We start from the raw sequence: 20,400 nt of genomic DNA, 5'->3' as shown, positions 1-20,400 counted from the left end.
ACAGGTTAGTCCGCCGGTGGGCCCGGGCGCGATTGTGCACGCGGGTGGGCTTTTAAGAATTTGCCTGCGGTTTGCTGTTGCGCTGCCCGCCGCGGTTGCCGCGCCCACCGCGCCGCCGCCCGCCGCGCTTGCGCCGGGAGCCGCCCTGCCCTGCGCCTTCGCCATTACCCGGCGACGGCGAGTCGGTTTTCGCCCCCGCCGCATGCTCCGGCGCGGAACCCGACTGGGCGCTGGAGTTGTTGGACCCGGAGCGGTTCGCCCCGCCGCGGCTGCTGCGCCGGCGCCGCCGCCGGCTGCGGCGCGAGCGACGCGAGCCGTTGTCCTCGGCCCGGCCGCCGCGGGAGCTGCGCGCGCCCCGGTTGGCGCCGGTGGTGTTGTTTCCCTCGGCCTCTTGTGCCGCGGCGTTATCCGCGCCGGCCTGCTCGCTGGCGGGAGTGATGCGCTCGACGGCCTCGAGGAAGGCCCGGTCCGACATCAGCGGGATGCCCTTGCGGTGGGCGTGCATGGGCTTGCCCACCAGGTCGGTGGTGACGTTGCAGACCACCAGGGAGGTCTCCCGGCTGAGCTTTTCCGAGTAGTTGAGCTCGTGCCGGGTAATGGCGGCGATGATCTCGTCCGGGTCCGCCGTGATCTCCGGGGCCACGACGATCTCCATACCCGGCTCCAGCTCGTGCCCGGGCCGGTAGGGGCCGGGGTTCTGGTGGATGCGCGGGGCCTCCTCCGCGTCCACGCGCAGGTGGGAGCGCTGCAGGCCGAATTTATCGCCGCGCACCTCGTCCGGGGTGGTGGCAGCCAGCGGCCCGCGCTCGGCCTGGGCGAGGTAGAGGGCCACGAGGAGCTCGGTGGCCTCGCGAGAGGTCTGCGATTCCGGGACGTTGGCCCGCTCCGTGGTGGCGACCGCGCTCGGGGTCAGCACCCCGCAGTGGCGGGCGGTGGTGGCCAGCCGGATGTCCTCGAGCTGGGCGCCCTGGCGCCGCGCGGAGGCCAGTGTGTCGATGATCAGCTCCGGGGCCGGCACGTGGCCGACCTTCTGCCGGCGGCGGCGGTTGTTGCCGCGGTTGCGGTTGCGACTCCGGTTCTGCCGGGCCGCGGCCGTCATGGCGCGCCGGGCCTCGGAGACCACGAATCCCCACGCGAAGGGGGTGTCGTGCACGACCAGGGTGCGCCCGTCCAGGAGACGGTCCAGGGGTTTGAGGATCCGGGAGAAGTTCTGGCCGGCGGAGACCTCCTCGTGGCTGAGCCCGTGCAGATGCCTAGGGCCGGGATCGCTGCCGGGGTTGAGGACGGCGTGGAAATCCTGGCCAACTTCCCCGGCGGCGTTGAAGGCCACCGCGTCCAGGGCCACGAGCCGGGCCGTGGACGGGTGGATGCCGGTGGTCTGCACGGTCAGGGCGACGAAGGGGAAGTCCGCCGCGGCGGGGGCGGCCTGTTCCGCCGCGGCGTCCTCCGGAAGCTGGGCGCGCGGGTCGTGCGGCTTGGGCGGAGTCGACCCAGCCGAGGTCGCGGACTCAGACCCGGAACCGTTGTTCGGGCGCGCAGGTGAAGTACTCATTGAGGCTAGTCTAGTTCACCGTTTTCCGCTGGGACGATTAGCAGGGCCCCTAGTGCCAAGACCGGCGCCCCGCCGTTTAAGGGGTGGGCTCCGCAGTCTCCGCAGCCGTGGGCTCTGCCGGTTCGGTGGAGCGTTCCGCGCTAAACGTCACGTGGATAGTCGCGGTAGCCTCCGCGGTCCACTCCGACCTATCCGGCGTCGGCTCCCCGGTCGGCGTGGTGGGCGCCGTAGTCGGCGCAGCAGTCGTCGGCGTCGTTGGCGTCGTTGTTGCTGCCGGGGTCGGGGTAGTGCCGGAAGAACTGGAAGTCGACGTGGGATCTGTCGGCCCCAGCGGGACCGTCGGCCCCGTCGAGTCATCCGTGGGCTCTACCGAGCGCGAGCGCCCCGTAAGACCCGGGGTAGTGGCCGCGGTCCCCGTGGTGAGCGTGGTTCGCGCGGCGCTCCTGTCGCGGGTGCCGGTGCTACGGGTGCTCCGGGGCGCGGTACCGCTGGTGGGGGTAGTGCCGGTAGCGGGGGTGGAGCCGTACGCGGGATCCGGGGTGGGGGACGTCCCCTGGCCGCTTCCCGCGGTGACGGGGATTATCACCTGGGGATCGAGGAAGTCCGCCGGGGCCGCGGCCGGGGCCGCCAGCGCGGGGAGCAGCGGAGCGGCTAGGGCCAGGCCCGGATCGGGCAGGAGCGGCTCAGACAGGCCCAGTTGCACAAGAACCGGCTGTAGGACGCTGGTGTGGTCAGGCTCCGGCTCAGCCGGCGCCGCGGACTGGGCGGGGCGGCTGCCATCCGCGCCGGCGGGGGCTGCGCTGGGAGCGGGGGAGCCGGGACGGTGTGCGCGCGTCGGGGCAGCAGGCTGGCGCGGGGAGGAGGCGGCGATGGTGCGCCCACCGGAATAGTCCGGGTCTTCCGCCTTGTTCCAGTTCGCGGAGGTGACGGCGAATCCGCCCACGGCTACTAGCACGCTCGAGGCGACGGCCAGGGCAGAGGTACTCAACCCGGTGGCGCTGCCCGCCCCGATTGCGGTGGCGGTGGATGCGGTAGATGCGGTGGTGGCAGCGGTGCCCGAGGCGGCGGTAGCGCCGGCCGTCCCGAGGCCCGCCGCGCCGGAGGAACCGTAAGCGCCGGTGAAGAAAGAGGCCTGCGCGGTGGAGGCCTTCGCCCGGGCGGCGGCGAGGGCGGTCAGTGCCGCGGCGGAGGTCGAGGCCAGCACCACGGTGGCCCCATGGCTGGAGCGGGCGTCGGTGCGGCCGGAGTGGTTCAGGTGCACCACGGTGCGGGCCAGGTGCTGCGCCTGCGATCCGGAGAATTCCCCCACGACGTGGTCGTCGATGATGGCGTGGACGCGGTAGCGGGTCAGGTGCCGCTCGGCCGTGAGCGTGACGAGGACATGCTGGTCGCCTTCCGGCAGGTGCGGCAGCCCGGATTCGAAATCGCGCAGGACGAGCCCCTCGCCGCAGTCGCTGCCCGGGAGCATGGCCCACGGGGTCGCCGGCGGGTTGTTGACGGGCACGCATAGGCCCGGCCGCGGCAACAGCAGGGAGAACTCTGGCCAGTCGTCGGTCAGGCGAACCTCGGCGGTCACCAGGGGTGACAGGCCTGCCTCCAGAACCCAGGCGAGCTCGGAATAGGCGTTGGCGAACTCGGGCGCCAACTGGCCGATGACTAGGTCATCCACCAGCACGTCGAAGCCCGTGCCGGCCGCGCGGGCGCTTAAGGTACAGTCCACTAAGCGATCGCTGTGGGAAGACAATAGGTCGGTAAAGACCTCCGGGGATACTCCCTGTACGGGCAGCTTGCGGGTTGTCCCGAAGCCCCGGAAAGGGACCGCGTAGGTAGAGTCCATTCCACCTCCTGACTTAGAAACCTGAGGACAATGACCACGCGTGCGACCGCGTGCGCTTGGGCACGCGGGCACGAAGTATGCAGTACCTAAGTATTATCTAAGTAGCTTTAAGTCTGCAACTGCTAATGCCAACCCGCGGGCCGCCGGGCGCGTTACGGGGATACGCAGGGAAATGGTGGGCTAGGGGCCCAGACTCGGGAGCTAGTTTAGGGGGTGGACCAAATCGCGCGGGCCCGCCCCGGGCTGGGGGAGAACCCAGCCGGGGCGGGCGCGGGAAAGCGCTAGGCCAGCGCGCGGTTGACCGCGGAGTCGATGGCGCGCAGGGATGCGGTGGTCGTGGAACCGGCGATCCCCACGCCCCAGACCTTGGTGCCGTTGACGTCGGCGGCGATGTAGCAGGCGGCCTCCGCGTCGTCGCCGGCGCTGCGGGAGCGCTGCGAGTACTCGATGACCTCGAACTCCAGGCCCAGGTTTTCCAGGGCGTTGGCATAAGCCGCGATGGGGCCGTTACCGGAGCCATTAACGGTGGAGGTCTCGCCGTTGTAGACGACCTCGGCGCTCAACTGCGTGGCGCCGCCGGCGGCCTCCGCGTTGTCGATGGAGACGTGGACCTGCTCCAGCGGGGCGGTGCGATCCAGGTATTCCCGGGCGAAGATGTCCCACATGTTCTTGGAGTTAATCTCGCCGCCCTCGGCGTCCGTGACCGCCTGGACCACGGCGGAGAACTCACTCTGCATGGCCCGCGGCATGTTGATGCCGTGGTCGGTCTTCATGATGTAGGCAACCCCGCCCTTGCCGGACTGGGAGTTGACGCGGATGACCGCCTGGTAGTCGCGGCCCACGTCCTTCGGGTCGATGGGCAGGTAGGGCACCTCCCAGGTGGTCTCCCGCAGCTGATCCCAGGAGACTTCCGTGTTGTTGGCGCCCGGCACGACCTGGTCCGCCATGGCGTCCAGGCCCTTGTTGATGGCGTCCTGGTGGGAGCCGGAAAACGCGGTGAAGACCAACTCGCCGCCGTAGGGGTGGCGCTCCGGGACGCGCAGCTGGTTGCAGTACTCCACGGTCTCGCGGATGGCCGGCAGATCCGTGAAATCAATCTGGGGATCGACGCCCTGGGTCAGCATGTTCAGGCCCAGCGTGATCAGGTCCACGTTGCCGGTGCGCTCGCCGTTGCCGAACAGGCAGCCCTCGATGCGGTCGGCGCCGGCCAGGTAGCCCAGCTCCGCGGCGGCGATGCCCTCGCCGCGGTCGTTGTGCGGGTGCAGGGACATGATGATGTCGGCGCGCCGGGCGAAGTTGCGGTGCATCCACTCGATGGAATCCGCGTACACGTTGGGCGAAATCATCTCCACCGTCGACGGCAGGTTGATGATCATCGGGTCCCCGGGGCTCGGATCCATGATGTCCACGACCGCGTCGCAGACCTCGACCGCAAACTCCAGCTCGGTGCCGGTGAAGGACTCCGGCGAGTACTCCCAGCGCCAGTTGGTGTCCGGGTAGTCCTGCGCGATGTCGCGGATCAGCTGCGCGGCGTCGGTGGCCAGCTTCTTGATAGCCGGCTTGTCCTTGCGGAAGACCACGCGGCGCTGCAGCTTCGAGGTCGAGTTGTAGAAGTGCACGATGACGTTCTTGGCGCCGGCGCAGGCCTCGAAGGTGCGGCGGATCAGGTGCTCACGCGCCTGGACCAGCACCTGGATGGTGACGTCCTCCGGGATCTTGTTCTGCTCGATGATTTCGCGGACGAAGTCGAAGTCCGTCTGGGAGGCTGAGGGGAAGCCGACCTCGATCTCCTTGTAGCCCATCTTGACCAACAGGTCGAACATGCGGTGCTTGCGCTCGGGGCTCATCGGGTCGATGAGCGCCTGGTTGCCGTCGCGCAAATCCACCGCGCACCACTGCGGCGCGTGCGTGATGGTCTTGTCCGGCCAGGTGCGGTCCGGCAAGCGGATGTCTTCTACCTCGGTGGCAAACGGCTGGTAGCGGCTTACCGGCATGGAGGAATTGCGCTGCTTATTCCAGGCCGGCTGGCCTTCCCGGCGGGGGCCGGCCGGGGTGGTGATTTCGCGCGGGGCGGAGATGAATGCGTCGTTCGGGCTCATGGTGTCGTTCCTTTTCTGCGTGGTCTTCGTGGTCGTTGCTATTAGCTGGTCTGCCTTAACGGGCGGCGGAGACTGTGCGATAGTTGGCGCGGAATGCGCGCGTGGTGCCAAAACCAAGTGGTGGTGATTGGGTGAGCCCTCCGGCGAAATGCGGGGCGGTCAGCGTAGGGGATAAGCCGGCACGGGCGCGGCGAGGTCACCGCGGCGGGGCGCTGACCGCAATCTGCCGGTCGGGGGATGCAGTGCCTGCATCCTTGTACCGTCGGGCAAACCGGGCTGGGGCTAAATCCCGCCGCGGCTGATAAGTAGTAGCATCTGCCGCGAAGTCATGTGGCACAGACTACATGCCATTCCACGGGGTGGCAACTAAATATTCTTTTATTTCATTAGGTGGGAAATTCGGCGCTCTGGCGACGTCTCGCGGGGCCGGGCCGAGCCGTGCGCTAGGTGTGCTGCGGCTTCCCGTGCGCGCGGCGGGCCGCTACCATTTTCAGACGTGGAAGAAACCAAGAGTGCCGAGACGTCCCGGCTCGACCGCCGCGACTGGGCGGGGGCCGTGGCCGTCGGCCTGGGCGGTTCGGCCCTGCGCCTGGGGGTACTCGCGGGCATGGGGGCGGCTAACGGCCAGCGCCTCGGGGACCTGCTCAACAAGTGGGATGCCGAGTACTACACGCAGATCGCCGCTCACGGCTACTTCGAGGCCCAGATAGCCGGCGGCGGCCCGGCCTATGAGAAGACCCTGGCGTTTTTCCCCGGCTTCCCCTTCCTGTTGCGCGCCGGGCACGCGCTGACCGGGGTGCACTATTCCACCCTGGCGGTGGTGCTCAACATCGCGCTGACCGTCGTGCTGGCAGCCGGGGCGATGGCCTTGGCCAACCGGGTGGCCGTGTACTGCGGGGCCGCGCCGGGGCGGGGCTACCGCCTGGCCGCGGCGGCGGTGGTAACCGGCGCGCCGATGGCCATCGTCTTTGCCATGCCCTATACCGAGGCGCTCTTCGGGGCGCTGGCCACCTGGGCCCTGGTGGCGCTGTGGGACAGGCGCTGGGGGACGGCGGCGGCGCTGGTTTTCTGCCTGGGCCTGGTGCGCCTGACCGCGGTGGATATGCTCGCCGCGTTCGCCCTGGCCGTGCTGGTTTACGGCCGCCGGCAGTGGTCCGCGTGGGCGGGGCTGGCGGTCTCCGCGGTCCCGCTGGTGACCTACCTGGCCTGGGCGAATTCCCACCTCACCGCGGTGGGCGGGTACTTCGGGACCCAGCAAAAGCACTGGAACTCCGGCTTCGACGGCGGGCTCGCTAGCCTGCGTTGGGTGGGCACGAGCCTGACCAGCGCGGACAACGCCGGCTTCCTGCTGACTACCGCCGTGATGCTGGCCGCCCCGCTGTGCCTGGTCCTGGCGTGGCGCCGGATGGGGCTGGCGCCGTGGTGGTTTAGCGCGGCGCTGATGGTCAACGTCTTGGCCTCCGACGGCATCATGCACTCGCGCCCGCGGCTGCTGCTGCCGGCGGTCATCGTGATGCTGCCGCTGCTGGTTGCCGGCTTCCGCCGCCTGCCCGGCTGGGCCATGGGGCTGCTGGTGGCCCTATGGGTGCTATTCGGCGCCTGGTTCTCGGCCTATATGCTCGCCGTGTTCGAGTGGGCCATCTAGGCGGCTAATGTGGGTCGGCGGTTAGCGCGGCTCGCTGCGCGATTTCTCGCCGCTGCCGACGGACTGCTGGGAGAGCACGATGGTGGCCGCGATCATGAGGGCCAGCGCCACGCCCATCACCGCCCAGCCGGCGGCGGAGGTGATCTGGAATTTCTCGCCCAGGATGGCATAGCCCAGCAGGAAGGCGACCATGGGCTCGACGATGGTCATCGCGGGCAGTGACTGCTTGAGCGGGCCGGCGTGGAAGGAATATTGCTGGACCACCGTGCCGGTGGCGGCGGTGGCGATAAGCGCGTAGAACTCCCAGCTGGTCAGGAGCTCGCCTACGCCGGAGTGGGCGAAGATATCCACGACCGCCTTGGACAGCACCGCCACGTATCCGTAAATGCCGCCGCAGATCGTGCCGAGCATCAGGGCACGCTGGCTGCGGTGGCGCCAGCCGATAAAGGCCAGCACCGCCATGACGGTGATGCCCACCAGCAGCGCCGGCGCCCAATCGGAGACGGCCGGCTGCGGCTTGCCGGCACTGGGGCGTCCCAGGATGATGAGCGTGCCCACCGCGACGGTCAGCACCAGGGACCAGCCGATCTCCTGCCCGCTCATGCGGCGGCGGGAATACCAGGCCGCCAAGGGCAGCGTGAACATCAGGGACATGACCAGGATGGGCTGGACGATGAGCAGGGTGCCGAAGCCCAAGGCGATGACCTGCAGCCCGTAGGCCGCCAGCGCGGCGAAGGTGCCCACCCACCACAGCGGCTGGGTCATGGCGGTGCGCATGACCGAGGAGGGGGCATCGAGGGCAATCCGGTGCCGTACCACCGTCCCCCAGGCCACGGTGAGGGCCGAGGCCAAGGCGAAGAAGATGGCGACGAGACTGCTTAACACTTACCCAACCGTAGTGAATGCCACGGAATTCTGTGCCCATTGGGGCACCGATGTCGCGCAAAAAGCTCTACCATGAAAGGGGTGCATGTAAATGCTGGCTCCGTGAATCGCGCGGGGTAACATGAGCACTTGACTACTGATTGACAGGTATTCAAGCAGACTAGTATTCGCGAAAGGTGGCAACAGCAGGTGGCCTTAGTCGTTCAAAAATACGGTGGCTCTTCCCTGGAATCGGCCGAGCGCATCCGCGCGGTTGCCGAACGGATCGTCGCCACCAAGAAGGCCGGCAACGACGTGGTGGTCGTGTGCTCCGCCATGGGTGATACCACGGACGAGCTGTTGGACTTGGCAGCCCAGGTCAACCCCGTTCCCCCGCGCCGCGAGATGGATATGCTGCTGACCGCCGGTGAGCGCATCTCCAATTCGCTGGTCGCGATGGCCGTGGAATCTCTGGGCGCGCACGCGCAGTCCTTCACCGGCTCCCAGGCCGGCGTCCTGACCACGGAGCGGCACGGCAACGCCCGGATCGTGGACGTGACCCCGGGGCGCATCACGGAGGCCCTCGACAAGGGCAAGATTTGCATCGTGGCGGGTTTCCAGGGCGTGAACAAGGAATCGCGCGACGTGACCACCCTGGGCCGGGGCGGTTCGGATACGACCGCCGTGGCGCTGGCCGCGGCCCTGAACGCCGACGTGTGCGAGATTTACTCCGACGTCGACGGCGTCTACACCGCCGATCCGCGCATCGTGCCGAACGCCCAGAAGCTGGAGAAGCTGTCTTTCGAAGAGATGCTGGAGCTGGCCGCGGTCGGTTCCAAGATCTTGGTGCTGCGCAGCGTTGAATACGCCCGCGCCTTTAATGTTCCGTTAAGAGTTCGCTCGTCTTATAGCAATGACCCCGGCTCCCTGATCGTCGGGTCGATGGAGGATATTCCCATGGAAGAAGCAGTACTGACCGGTGTCGCCACTGACAAGTCCGAGGCCAAGGTGACCGTCCTGGGCATCCCTGACCGCCCGGGCGAGGCGGCCAAGGTCTTCCGCGCCATCGCGGATGCCGAGATCAACATCGACATGGTCCTGCAGAACGTCTCCTCCCTGGACGACGGCCGCACGGACATCACCTTCACCTGCCCGCGCGCCGACGGCCCGCGCGCCATGGAGCTGCTGTCCAAGCTGCGCGGCGAGGGCGACTGGTCCAACGTGCTCTACGACGACCAGGTCGGCAAGGTCTCCCTGGTGGGCGCCGGCATGAAGTCGCACCCGGGCGTGACCGCCGATTTCACCGAGGCCCTGCGCGACGTCGGCGTCAACATGGAGCTCATCTCCACCTCGGAGATCCGCATCTCCGTGCTGACCCGCGAGGCCGACCTGGACAAGGCGGCCCGGGCGCTGCACGAGAAGTTCCAGCTGGGTGGCGAGGAAACCGCCACGGTCTACGCTGGAACCGGACGCTAAAGCGCGCAGTCACAGCGCCAACCACACAAGTACGGCACGTACGAGACAAGGAGTTTTACAATCATGACCACCGTGGCGGTAGTAGGGGCAACCGGACAAGTCGGCCGCGTGATGCGGCAGATCCTGGAGGAGCGCAAGTTCCCGCTGGACAAGATCCGCTTCTTTGCTTCCTCCCGGTCCGCCGGCACGGAGCTGGAATTCGCCGGCCAGCAGGTGACGGTCGAGGACCTGGCCGAGGTCACCGAGGAGTCCGTCGCGGACGTGGACATCGCGCTGTTTTCCGCCGGCGGGGACACCTCCCGCCAGTGGGCGCCCGTCTTCGCTGCCGCCGGCGCCACGGTCGTGGACAACTCCTCGGCCTTCCGTAAGGACCCGGACGTGCCGCTCATCGTGGCGGAGGTCAATCCGGGCGAGGCCAAGGATCTGCCCAAGGGCATCATCGCGAACCCGAACTGCACCACCATGGCAGCCATGCCGGTGCTCAAGCCGCTCAGCGATGCCGCCGGCCTGCGCCAGCTGCACGTGTCCTCCTACCAGGCCGTCTCCGGCTCCGGCCTGGCCGGCGTGGAGACCCTCGCCGCGCAGGTCTACCAGGTCGGCGAGCACAACGTGGACCTGGTCCACGACGGCTCCCGCTTGGACGGCGAGGACACCGGCCCCTACGTCGCCCCGATCGCGTTCAACGCGCTGCCGATGGCCGGCAACCTGGTCGATGACGGCTCCCTGGAGACCGACGAGGAGCAGAAGCTGCGCAACGAGTCCCGCAAGATCCTGGGCCTGCCGGATCTGAAGGTCGCCGGCACCTGCGTGCGCATCCCGGTCTTTACCGGCCACACCATGACCATCCACGCCGAGTTCGACAAGTCCATCACCCCGGATAAGGCCCTGGAACTGCTGGGGAACGCCCCGGGCGTGAAGGTCGTGGACGTGCCGACCTCGCTGGCCGCCACCGGCATCGACGACTGCCTGGTCGGCCGCGTGCGCCAGGACCAGACCGTGGACGACAACCGCGGCCTCGTTCTGGTCGTTGCCGGCGACAACCTGCGCAAGGGCGCAGCGCTCAACACCATCCAGATCGCCGAGCTGCTGGTCTAAACCAGGCATCTGCCCATAGCAAAAGGCCCACCCGCGAGGGTGGGCCTTTAATTGTTCCCGACGGGCGGGGGCTTAGCGCTAGTCCTGAGAGGCAGGGGAGGCGCCGGACTGCGGCGTGGAACCGGGGCCCTTGGAATTGTCCTTATGCCCGTCGAAGTCGAGGTCGTTGTCAGCAGACGGAACCTCCGGCTTGGTGTGCTGGACGTAGGTCACGGAAGGATCCAGGTCCTCGCGGTCGAAGTCCTCGAGCTCCTCGTCCGCCTCGAGCTCTTCGTAGATCTCCTCGGCGACGAGGTCCTCGAATTCGCCGGTGGCCATGTTGGAGGCCGCGGCCAGGCGGGCGAGCTCGCGCTCGTTCTTCTTGGTGAAGCGCTCGCGCGGGTCCAGCTTGCGCTGCACCAGGGTGCGGGCGCGCATGCGGCGGTCGGACTCGTCCATGAGCTTGCCGCGGCTGCGGATCCAGGTAAAGGACATCACGACGATCATCAGCAGGCCGAGGTAGCCCAGGATCGGGTAGACATTGCTGACCAGCTGCTGGAAGCCCACGAAGGACAGCACGAAGCCGATGAGGCAGGCCACGCAGTAGACTGGGTAGAACAGCTGTGGCTTGGAGCGGGTCAGGCGCTTGCCCAGCGCGTAGAACATGCCCACCGCGGTGTTGAAGACCATGCCGTAGATGACAAAGGTCATGACGTAGCCCAGGGTCGGGTGGATGGTGTTGATGAGCTCCAGCACCGGCATGTCCTGGCCGTTGACGGTCGGGGCGACGAAGAACAGGGAGAAGACCAGCAGGGCCAGCAGGATCAGGTAGATGATGCCGCCGATGAGGCCGCCCCAGCCGACGGCGCGGTTGTCCAGGAAGTTGCCGCCGATGACGATGGACATCGACACCGCGCACATGACGTTCAGGCCGGTGTAGTTCAGTGCGGAAATCCACCAGTTCGGCAGGGTGGTATCCACGTTGTTGGTGGTCCACTCGTGCATCTGGCTGAAGTCCACGTCCGCGGTGAGGATGGTGTAGCCGGTGGCCAGGACGATGAAGATGACGATGAACGGCGTGATGGTGCCGATGACGGTGGTCACGCGGTCCACGTCGAGCAGGCCGACCAGCAGCACCAAAACCAGCATGACGGTTCCGCCCACCCACACGGGGATGCTCGGGAACTGCTGGGTGATGTTCGAGCCGCCACCGGCGAACATCACGAAGCCGATGCTAAACAGCGTGGCCAGCGTGGACCAGTCGAGGATCCGGGACGTAATCGGCCCGGAGACCTTTTCGTAGACGGCGGTGTGCTCCGAGGCGTGGAAGTAGGAGCCCAGCTGCAGGATGGAGATGCCGGTGATCATCATCAGGCCGGCGGCCAGGGCGATGCCGATTAGGCCCCATTCGCCGAATGCCACGAAGTACTGCATGGCTTCCTGGCCGGAGGCGAAGCCGGCGCCGACGACGACGCCGATGAACGCCATCGAGATTGCTATGGCGCGTTTAAACATGGAAGTTAAACCCCAAATCTGTTATCAAAAAGCAGCGTAGCCCGAGGTGGGCCTAAAAACGTACGGTTTATGAATTTACCTGTTTCTGGCCTGGTTTTCCGGGTAAACACCAGACAGACCGCCCGGAAATTCACAGTGTTAACCGGCCGGCCAGGTGTCCCGGCCTGGATGTGCCCAGCTTTTCTCCCGTTTGTCACTATTTGGGCACAATCTGGCGAGCCCTCAGTCGGCGGAGTTCTGGCTGGCCTCCGTGGCGGTGATGAGGTCCTTGCGGGCGCGGGCGACGCGCGAGCGGATGGTGCCGACGCGCACGCCGGTGATTTTGGCGGCTTCCTCGTAGGTATAGCCCAGCACCTGGGTCAGGATGAGGGCCTCCCGGCGGTCGGCGGGGAGGGCGTCGATGAGCGCGCGGGCGTCGATCCAGTCGCTCCAGGTGGCGGAGTTTTCCAGGGCGGGGGCCTGGGCGGCGGCGTCCTCGTAGGAGGTGGCGGACTTGCGGGGCCGGGCCATGTCGTGGCGGATGTTGTCCACCCAGGCGCGGCGGGCGAGGGAGAGTAGCCAGGTGCGGGCGGAGGACCGGGCGGCGAAGCGGGGGAGGGCGGAGATGACCCGCAGGTAGGTTTCTTGCGCTAGGTCGTCGGCGTTTTCGGGCCCGGCCAGGTGAGCTAGGAGGCGCCAGACGTCGTCCTGGGTGGCGCGGATGAACTCCGTCAGCGCGCGGCGGTCACCGCGCCCGGCGGCAAGGGCCAGGTCGGTGACGCGCGCGTCGTCGGCTGCGGAGTGGTGTTTCATCATCCTGAATTTACCAGGCGCCGAAAGCGGTTTTGGACCTACACTGGGGGCCAGGCAGGGTGCTGCACGAACCCTGACTGAGGCAAACCTATCAATAGTTGGAGTTTGTTTGCCAACCGCTATTAAATGGGCTAGACTATAAGCCAACGGCTTTTGATAGCTGACCAATATTGCCACTGAAGGAGGCATACCCCATGACTCAAGATTCTTCTGCAGCAGACCAGATCCTGGGCCGCGGCAACCGCACCGCCGGCGAGGGCCAGACCACCCGCCCGTCCGGCCAGCCGGTAGCGTCGGAGAACCGTTCCATCACCGCCGGCCCGCAGGGCCCGAACGTGCTCAATGACGCTCACCTGATTGAGAAGCTGGCGCACTTCAACCGCGAGCGGGTCCCGGAGCGCACCCCGCACGCCAAGGGGCACGGCGCCTTCGGTGAGCTGCACATCACCGAGGATGTCTCCCAGTACACCAAGGCCAAGCTCTTCCAGAAGGGCACCGTTACCCCGATGGCCATCCGTTTCTCCACCGTCGCCGGTGAGCAGGGCTCCCCGGACACCTGGCGCGACGTGCACGGCTTTGCCATGCGCTTCTACACCGAGGACGGCAACTACGACATCGTGGGCAACAACACCCCGACCTTCTTCATCCGGGATGCCATTAAGTTCCCGGACTTCATCCACTCCCAGAAGCGCCTGGGCACCAACGGCCTGCGCAACGCGGATATGCAGTGGGACTTCTGGACCCGCTCCCCGGAGTCGGCGCACCAGGTGACCTACCTGATGGGTGACCGCGGTACCCCGAAGACCTCCCGCCACCAGGACGGCTTCGGCTCCCACACCTTCCAGTGGATCAACGAGGAAGGCAAGCCGGTCTGGATCAAGTACCACTTCAAGACCCGCCAGGGCTGGGACTGCTTCACCGACGCCGAGGCGGCGGAGATGGCCGGCCAGAACGCCGACTACCACCGCGAGGATCTCTACAACGCCATCGAGCGCGGCGACTACCCGGTCTGGGACGTCAAGGTCCAGATCATGCCTTTCGAGGACGCGGAGACCTACCGCTTCAACCCCTTCGACCTGACCAAGACCTGGTCGCAGAAGGACTACCCGCTGCACGATGTGGGCTACTTCGTGCTCAACCGCAACCCGCGTAACTTCTTCGCGCAGATTGAGCAGCTGGCCCTGGACCCGGCCAACCTGGTCCCGGGCGTGGGCCTGTCCCCGGACCGCATGCTGCAGGGCCGCGTGTTCGCCTACTCCGACCAGCAGCGCTACCGCATCGGGCCGAACTACAAGCAGCTGCCGGTCAACCAGCCGCTGAACGCGGATAAGGTCAACACCTACGAGCACGAGGGCCCGATGTCCTTCCTGTTCAACGACCCGCAGGATCCGGTCTACTCCCCGAGCCGCTACGACAAGGGTGCGGGCTACCTGGACGACGGTGAGACCTCCAACCAGCACGATGACTTCGGTCAGGCTAGCGATCTCTACGTCAACCCGGACCCGCACGGCACCGACCTGTCGCGCGCCCCGTACGTCAAGCACGCCGAGGATGACGACTTCATCCAGCCGGGCATCCTCTACCGCGAGGTCATGGATGACGGTGAGAAGGAGCGCCTGGCCGACAACATCACCAACGCCATGGCTGGTGTCTCTGAGCAGGTCGAGCAGCAGGTCTACCACTACTGGGATCAGGTAGACGAGAACCTGGGCAAGCGCGTCCGCGAGCTCTTCGCCGAGAAGAAGTAACCAGCGCGCTGACCCAGCCGTTCCACCCGGCTAGAAACGGCCGAAGATAGCTAGTACCCCGCGGGAAACCGCGGGGTACAGTGCTTTGTGCACTACTTCAGCCTCCCCGCGCGCCGCCGGGCGGCAAGCGCTGCGGCCGGCGCGGCACCGGGGCCGGCCCGCCGGGAATAAAAATGGCAGCAGTGGCCGAAACGGCGCGCCTAGCCGAAACTATAGGTGCTGGTAGATATCGTTTCTTAGTATGAACGACGCCCGCCTTGCTAGCCCCGCCAGCCCCTCTGCCGCCGCGGATTCCGCGGACGGCCACCGCCAACCCCACCGCTTCCGGTCCGGGCTGGCGGCTCTGGTCGTTCTGGTGCTGCTCGCCGCCTGCGCCGGTATTGCTGCCGCGGTGGGGATGAGCCCGGAGAAGGCCTGGAACTCCGCCGACTCGGAGGAGGGGGTGACCGGCGCCCCGGCCGCCGACGCCCCCGCCGGCATCGATCCGAACGAGCTGGTTGACGCCCGGCGTGCGACCGGCGAGGCCCAGAGTCAGGCCGGCTTCCTCAAGTCCGGCACGCAGCAGCTGGCCGACGGCACCGGCCAACTCAAGGACCGCACCGGGGAGATCACCGGCGGCGTGGATCAGCTCAGCCAGGGCACCCAGGAGCTGGTGGACGGCTTGGTGCAGCTGCAAGCCGGCACCGGCCAGCTGGGCGCGGGCGCTACCGAGCTCGCCGACGGGGTCGGCCAGGCCGTCGATCAGATCACCGGTATCGAGGTGGTCCGCGGGCAGATCCTGACCGCCATCGACGGCGCGCTGGGGGATCTGCGCGGCAACGACTCCGCGGACGCGAAGAAGCTGCGCGGTCAGCTCAAGGACCTGCGCGGCCAGGTCGATACCTTCAAGATTGACGAGTCCATCACCGGGGAGCTCAACCGCCTGAAGGACGGCTCCCGCGAGCTGTCCAACCAGCTGGCGGTGCCCGGCTATGCCTACCACGACGGCATCTACTCCGCGACGGAGGGCGCCAAGCAGCTCAACGCCGCCATCGGGGAGTTAGACGGCGGCGCCGACGAGGCCGTCAACGGCATCAACGAGCTGGACGAGGGCGCGCGCAAGATCGACGGGATGGCCGATCAGAACAAGACCAAGGTGGAATCCATCCAGCGCGCCATGCCGCCGGTCCAGTTCGCCGCGGACGGGCAGGACGCCGGCCCCTCGCGGCTGCTGGCCCCGGTGGTGGCCATGCTGATCGCCGCGCTGGTAATGCTGGGCGGTATCGGCCTGGGCTGGCTGTCCACCCAGCGCGGGTGGCTGAGCCTGCTCGGCGGCCTGGTCGGCCTGGTGGCCGCGGGCGAGGTGGCCCTGTTCGTGCTGGCCACCGGCCTGACCGCCGCCGCGGCAGCCATCAGCGCCGGTGTCTTCGCCCTCGCCGCGGTCGCCGCCGCGGTAGTCACCCGGGCGCTCGTGGGGCTGCTGGGCCGCTCCGGTGGCATGGTGGCCGCGGCCATCCTGGGCATCGTGCAGGTGGGCGTGGTCGGCTGGTTCTGGAAGTCGGTCGCGGCCAGCGATGCCCCGACCTACTGGCAGGTCATCGCCAACCTGTTGCCGCTGAACTGGGCCACCAATGCCCTGACCGTGGTGGGCAACGGCGGCCAGCAGTCCCTGCTGTGGATGTCGCTGGGCGTGCTCGCGGCCGTCGCCGTCATCGGCGGCGCCGGCGTGTGGTGGGCTAATCGCTCCAGTGTCCGCCCGGCCCGGGCTTAGGCGCCCGGCTCGGGCCTAGGCGCTAGCGGGGAAGAATTAGTTGTCCTGGGGGTCCTCGAGGACCTCGGGCTCGCCGAAGTACTGCTCGGGGATGGGGCGCGGCTGCGGGTTCTGCGCGCGGAAGAGCTGCAGGCGCGGGCGCCAATTGCGGGGGTCGGTGTCGTACTGTTCGAGCTCACCAGTTTCCCGGTTCACAAACGTCGGGCCCAGCTCCTTGTCTGGGTGGGCCGGGCTGAAAAGCCAGTGGGTGTCGGTCTCGGCCGCGCCGGAGAGCGGCCCGCGGTGTTGGTAGGCCTTGGCGACTGCGTCCTGGAATTCCATCATGGTTGTCCAATCTAGCCCATTTCTCGGCCGCGCCGGGCCGGTTCTAGGTGCGCCTGCCGGTGTGATGCCGGCCCGCCCGGGGGCGTGCTCGCGCGGGGCTGCGTTTTCCACCCAGATTTTAGGATGAATGAAAATGTGCAGCATACGGCGGTGATGATTTTGTCAGCTTCATGCCGCAATTGGAGATACCTTAACAGGATTCTGTGAAAGTGCTGGTGAGCTAGGATCTGACACTTCGGGGTGCTAGGCTGGGTCTCGCTCACGTAGTCCGCTTAGGGGGCGGACTAGCGGTTTAAATCCGTTGTGAGTGATAGGGAATAGGGGCGGCGCCGCAGCTGTAGGGATGCGGCGCCGTTTCCCTGTATCTAGGGGGTAACAAGCAAACTTGGCCGCAGTTAGGCCGGTGCGTCGGGGGCTTGGCGCAGGAGCGCTTCGGCCATGGGGAGAAGGTAGTCCACGAGTTCTTCGGTGCTGGCTTCGGCGGTTTCCGAATACTCCATGAGGTAGCGGGTAATCGCGACTCCCAGCAGCATGCTGCCCATGACGGGGAAGAGTGCAATCTGTTTGGGGCTGAAGCGCTCTTGCAGGCCGGGGGTCTGTTTGATGGTGTCGAGGAAATTCGCGCTGAAGTAGTCGCGCAGGCGCTCGGCCGCGAACTCGGAGCCGATGCCCGCGCGGACGATAGCGCGTAGCCGCGGGCCGGTGTACGGGTCCTCCCAGTTGTGGAAATAAGTCAGCAGCATGTCCCGCAGATCCGCGCTGTGGCTGATGTCCGCCGGCACGGTCAGGAGGGTCTCCACGGCGGCATCGAAAAGCCCGGCCTTGCTCTTGAAGTAGTGCATGACCAGCGCGGGGTCAACGTCGGCGGCGCGGGCCACGGCGCGGATGGTGGTGGATTCGTAGCCGACGCGGGCGAAGGAGTCGCACGCCGCTTCCAGGATTGCCTCCCGGGTCTCCTCGTTGCCGGGGCGGCGCCCCAACTTCTTGGGCGCGGGATTGTCTGCTGCGTCCTTACCTGCTGATTCCTTAGCCATACGTTCCATACTAGCTGGGATCTCCGTGCGTAAATTCACCGGGTGTTGACATTCAATGCTCGTTGAATTACGTTTCTTCAACGTACGTTGAGATACTGACGGAAGGAAAGCTCACATGCGGGACTGGATGAAGGCGGTAGCGGTCGGCGTGGCAGCACCGCTGGCCGTGATGATTTTCATCATGGCTTTCATGTGGCCGATGGCCACGATGGAGCCCAAAGACATCCCCGTTGCCGTGGTAGGCAGCGAGGAGCAGGTGGCCCAGATTGAGAACGCCATCGATGAACAAAAGCCCGGACTCCTGGACATCGAGCGCGTCGACAGCCGCGACGAAGCCCAGCAAAGGGTGGAGGAGCGAAAGGCCGACGGCGCAATTGTCTTAGGCCAGCAACCGGAACTCCTGGTTGCTTCGGCGGCCGGCAGCGCCCAGGCGGGAGTAGTCAAAACCTGGCTGAGCCCCTGACCGCCATGGCCAACAAGCAGGCCCAGGCGGCAGCGGCGGCCAAGGGTATCCCTGCCGATGCCGTGCCGGAGGTCCAGGTGGAGGTCACCGACCTGGTCCCCTTCAGCGCGGATGATCCCCAGGGCCTGGGAATGAACTTCGTGATCCTGCCCATCGCCATCGGCGGGCTGATCGGCGGCGCGATCGCCTCCTTCACGCTGCGGCGCCCCGGGTAGCGCCTGCTGGCCGTGGCTATTCACGCGCCGCTGGCGGGCACCCTGGTCGCGGTGGTTATGGGGCCGATCTTCGGCATGCTGCCGGGCGGGTTCTGGGCCTCGGCGGGCGTTCTGGCGCTCGGTATTGGGGCCTTGTCGAGCTTGATTGCCGGGCTGCGATCGGTGCTGGGCATCGGCGGCTTCGTGCTCGGTGCGGTATTCAACATGCTTTTCGCCAACCCCTTGGCCGGCACCATGGCGCCGAAGGAATTCGTGGTGGGCAACTGGGGCGCGCTGGGGCAACACCTGCCCAATGGCGCCACCGCGACGCTGGTGCGCAGCGTGAACTACTTCCCGTCCGCCCCCATCGGGCAGCCGGTGTGGACGCTGTTGGCCTGGATTGCCGTGGGCGTGTGCCTGCTGGGGGGTCGGGATGGCGCTCGGCCAGCGCGGCGCGGCTGCGCCAAGCGCCGAATAGTCGGCAGAAAGCCCGAGGTCACGAGCGGGGCCTCGGGCTTTGGTGAAGGCAAATCGACTGAATCGATCCAGCATGGTTTAAGCTGGGTCACACTAATGAAAATGGTGTGACGCACCTGGTGAACCGTCTGGATAAGGAGCCGGCATGCAAACCCCGCTCGGCCTGACCCTCATGGGTCTGGCCATCATCATTATTACCGTGACCATCCTCATCCGGGGGCGGACGACGCCGCTGGTGCCCATGACTATCGTCCCGGTCGTCGGCGCGCTGATCGCCGGGTTCGGGTTTGGGGAAATCGGGGACTTCTTCGAAGAGGGCCTGGGCTCGGTTATGAACGTCGTGGCGATGTTCATCTTCGCCATCATCTTCTTCGGGATCTTGCAGGACGTCGGGCTATTTAACCCGGTGATCCGGGCGCTTATTACCGCCACCCGGGGCAACGTCATCGCGGTGACCGTGGGCACCGCGGCCATCGGCATCGTGGCGCACCTGGACGGTTCGGGGTCCACCACCTTCCTGCTGACCATCCCGGCGCTGCTGCCGCTGTATACCGCGCTGCACATCTCCCGCTACGTGCTGGTGACCATCGTCGCGCTGGCGGCGTCCGTGATGAACATGGTCCCCTGGGGCGGGCCGCTGGGGCGCGCGGGCTCGGTGGTCAACCAGGAAACCCACCAGATCTGGATGCACCTGCTACCCATCCAGGGCGTGTGCGTGGTGATGGTCCTAGCCATCGCCGCCGCGCTGGGCGTGTGGCAGAAGCGGCGCATCGCTAAGCTGCGCGCCGCCGGCCAGCTGGAGGGGGAGGACGCCGTCGACGTTAACGCCATCGCCGGTGACTTCATCCGCAAGCAAAAGCAGGAACAGGAGGACAAGGGCTTCCGCAACCGCACCGGCCGGGTGGTGACCATCCTGAACGTGGCCGTCATCCTGCTCGTGCTGGTGGCCCTGCTGTCCGGCCTGCTGCCGCCGGCCCCGGCCTTCCTGCTGGCGGCCACCGTCGCCCTGCTCATCAACTTCGACTCCCAGTCGGAGCAGACCGATGCCCTGCGCCGCCACGCCCCGAACGCGCTGTCCATGGCCGGCATCATCCTGGCCGCCGCCATGTTCCTGGGCGTGCTCAACGGCGCCGGCATGCTGGAGGCCATCGCCCAGCAGCTCATCGCCATCCTGCCGGCGTCCGTGGGGCCGTACCTCCACGTGATCATCGGCCTGCTCGGCGTGCCGCTGGACCTGATGACCTCCACGGACGCCTACTACTTCTCCATCCTGCCCATCGTGCAGGAAACCGTCGCCAACTTCGGCGTCAGCGGCATGGGCGCGGCCAGCGCCCTGATTATCGGCAACGTCATCGGCACGTTCGTCTCCCCGTTCTCCCCGGCCCTGTGGCTGGCGCTGGGCCTGGCCCGCGCCGACATGGGCAAGTACTTGAAGATCGCCTTCCCGCTGGCGTGGGCGTTCTCCGTCGCCATCGTCCTGGTGGCCTTCGTCTTCGGCCTGCTGGCCTAAGGGCAACAGGGCTGGGCAGAAGAAAACCCCGCTCTCACGGAAAGTG

General features: G+C 67.1%; 17 protein-coding genes. 9 read left to right on the top strand and 8 right to left on the bottom strand.

The window, feature by feature from the left end; all coding sequences use genetic code 11:
* Nucleotides 1-52 precede the first annotated feature (52 nt).
* From VVS03_RS06900 to leuA, 3 genes are all read right to left on the bottom strand, one after another.
* On the bottom strand, nucleotides 53-1,552 hold the full coding sequence (locus tag VVS03_RS06900) for a DNA polymerase III subunit epsilon (RefSeq protein ID WP_368534641.1): 1,500 nt from the start codon (nucleotides 1,550-1,552) through the stop codon (nucleotides 53-55).
* Nucleotides 1,553-1,628: 76 nt separating this feature from the next.
* Nucleotides 1,629-3,389, bottom strand: coding sequence for a hypothetical protein (locus tag VVS03_RS06895; protein WP_368534384.1), 1,761 nt, complete (start codon nucleotides 3,387-3,389; stop codon nucleotides 1,629-1,631).
* A gap of 281 nt (nucleotides 3,390-3,670) precedes the next feature.
* The gene (leuA, locus tag VVS03_RS06890; protein ID WP_368520494.1) at nucleotides 3,671-5,488 is read right to left on the bottom strand and encodes a 2-isopropylmalate synthase; all 1,818 of its coding nucleotides are present in this window, start codon (nucleotides 5,486-5,488) and stop codon (nucleotides 3,671-3,673) included.
* Between the two features lie 496 nt (nucleotides 5,489-5,984).
* Between leuA and VVS03_RS06885 the strand changes: the two genes are divergently transcribed.
* A complete protein-coding gene (locus VVS03_RS06885) occupies nucleotides 5,985-7,133 on the top strand; it encodes a mannosyltransferase family protein (protein ID WP_368534385.1) in 1,149 nt (382 codons plus the stop codon).
* A 21-nt stretch (nucleotides 7,134-7,154) separates the two neighbouring features.
* Here the strand turns inward: VVS03_RS06885 and VVS03_RS06880 are convergent, their stop codons facing one another.
* Nucleotides 7,155-8,018 carry a DMT family transporter gene (locus tag VVS03_RS06880; RefSeq protein WP_368534386.1) on the bottom strand — a complete coding sequence of 288 codons (864 nt, stop codon included), beginning with the start codon at nucleotides 8,016-8,018 and terminating at the stop codon, nucleotides 7,155-7,157.
* Nucleotides 8,019-8,207: 189 nt separating this feature from the next.
* Between VVS03_RS06880 and VVS03_RS06875 the strand changes: the two genes are divergently transcribed.
* Together VVS03_RS06875 and VVS03_RS06870 are read left to right on the top strand one after the other, a co-directional pair.
* Nucleotides 8,208-9,473: an aspartate kinase gene (locus VVS03_RS06875; RefSeq protein ID WP_368534387.1), complete on the top strand. Its 1,266-nt coding sequence runs from the start codon at nucleotides 8,208-8,210 to the stop codon at nucleotides 9,471-9,473.
* Nucleotides 9,474-9,536: 63 nt separating this feature from the next.
* Nucleotides 9,537-10,568 (top strand): aspartate-semialdehyde dehydrogenase, encoded by a 1,032-nt coding sequence (locus VVS03_RS06870; protein ID WP_368534388.1) that lies wholly within the window; start codon nucleotides 9,537-9,539, stop codon nucleotides 10,566-10,568.
* A 78-nt stretch (nucleotides 10,569-10,646) separates the two neighbouring features.
* Here VVS03_RS06870 and VVS03_RS06865 read toward each other — a convergent pair whose 3' ends face one another.
* Both VVS03_RS06865 and VVS03_RS06860 read right to left on the bottom strand, forming a co-directional pair.
* Nucleotides 10,647-12,062 carry a hypothetical protein gene (locus VVS03_RS06865; protein WP_368534389.1) on the bottom strand — a complete coding sequence of 472 codons (1,416 nt, stop codon included), beginning with the start codon at nucleotides 12,060-12,062 and terminating at the stop codon, nucleotides 10,647-10,649.
* A gap of 222 nt (nucleotides 12,063-12,284) precedes the next feature.
* On the bottom strand, nucleotides 12,285-12,854 hold the full coding sequence (locus VVS03_RS06860) for an RNA polymerase sigma factor (protein ID WP_368520488.1): 570 nt from the start codon (nucleotides 12,852-12,854) through the stop codon (nucleotides 12,285-12,287).
* A 194-nt stretch (nucleotides 12,855-13,048) separates the two neighbouring features.
* On the opposite strand from VVS03_RS06860, the gene VVS03_RS06855 reads away from it, so the two are divergent.
* Both VVS03_RS06855 and VVS03_RS06850 read left to right on the top strand, forming a co-directional pair.
* Nucleotides 13,049-14,602: a catalase gene (locus tag VVS03_RS06855; protein ID WP_368534390.1), complete on the top strand. Its 1,554-nt coding sequence runs from the start codon at nucleotides 13,049-13,051 to the stop codon at nucleotides 14,600-14,602.
* Between the two features lie 241 nt (nucleotides 14,603-14,843).
* Nucleotides 14,844-16,352, top strand: coding sequence for a hypothetical protein (locus VVS03_RS06850; protein WP_368520486.1), 1,509 nt, complete (start codon nucleotides 14,844-14,846; stop codon nucleotides 16,350-16,352).
* Between the two features lie 36 nt (nucleotides 16,353-16,388).
* Here the strand turns inward: VVS03_RS06850 and VVS03_RS06845 are convergent, their stop codons facing one another.
* A complete protein-coding gene (locus VVS03_RS06845) occupies nucleotides 16,389-16,676 on the bottom strand; it encodes a peptidase M23 (RefSeq protein WP_368534391.1) in 288 nt (95 codons plus the stop codon).
* A gap of 395 nt (nucleotides 16,677-17,071) precedes the next feature.
* On the bottom strand, nucleotides 17,072-17,710 hold the full coding sequence (locus tag VVS03_RS06840; protein ID WP_368534392.1) for a TetR/AcrR family transcriptional regulator: 639 nt from the start codon (nucleotides 17,708-17,710) through the stop codon (nucleotides 17,072-17,074).
* Between the two features lie 115 nt (nucleotides 17,711-17,825).
* Between VVS03_RS06840 and VVS03_RS06835 the strand changes: the two genes are divergently transcribed.
* The 4 genes from VVS03_RS06835 to VVS03_RS06820 are packed head-to-tail and all read left to right on the top strand — an operon-like array spanning nucleotide 17,826 to nucleotide 20,354.
* Complete coding sequence (locus tag VVS03_RS06835; RefSeq protein ID WP_368521517.1) at nucleotides 17,826-18,173, top strand: ABC transporter permease; 348 nt, start codon at nucleotides 17,826-17,828, stop codon at nucleotides 18,171-18,173.
* A gap of 5 nt (nucleotides 18,174-18,178) precedes the next feature.
* The gene (locus tag VVS03_RS06830; protein WP_368534393.1) at nucleotides 18,179-18,388 is read left to right on the top strand and encodes a hypothetical protein; all 210 of its coding nucleotides are present in this window, start codon (nucleotides 18,179-18,181) and stop codon (nucleotides 18,386-18,388) included.
* Between the two features lie 12 nt (nucleotides 18,389-18,400).
* Nucleotides 18,401-18,955 carry a hypothetical protein gene (locus VVS03_RS06825; RefSeq protein WP_368534394.1) on the top strand — a complete coding sequence of 185 codons (555 nt, stop codon included), beginning with the start codon at nucleotides 18,401-18,403 and terminating at the stop codon, nucleotides 18,953-18,955.
* A gap of 34 nt (nucleotides 18,956-18,989) precedes the next feature.
* Nucleotides 18,990-20,354, top strand: coding sequence for a CitMHS family transporter (locus VVS03_RS06820; protein WP_368520482.1), 1,365 nt, complete (start codon nucleotides 18,990-18,992; stop codon nucleotides 20,352-20,354).
* The last annotated feature ends 46 nt before the right edge of the window (nucleotides 20,355-20,400 follow it).

The sequence above is a fragment of the Corynebacterium sp. LK2537 genome (genome assembly GCF_040946485.1).
Lineage (GTDB): Bacteria > Actinomycetota > Actinomycetes > Mycobacteriales > Mycobacteriaceae > Corynebacterium.
Note: the sequence above shows the minus strand (reverse complement) of the source record. Positions and strands in the feature narration are given on the sequence as shown.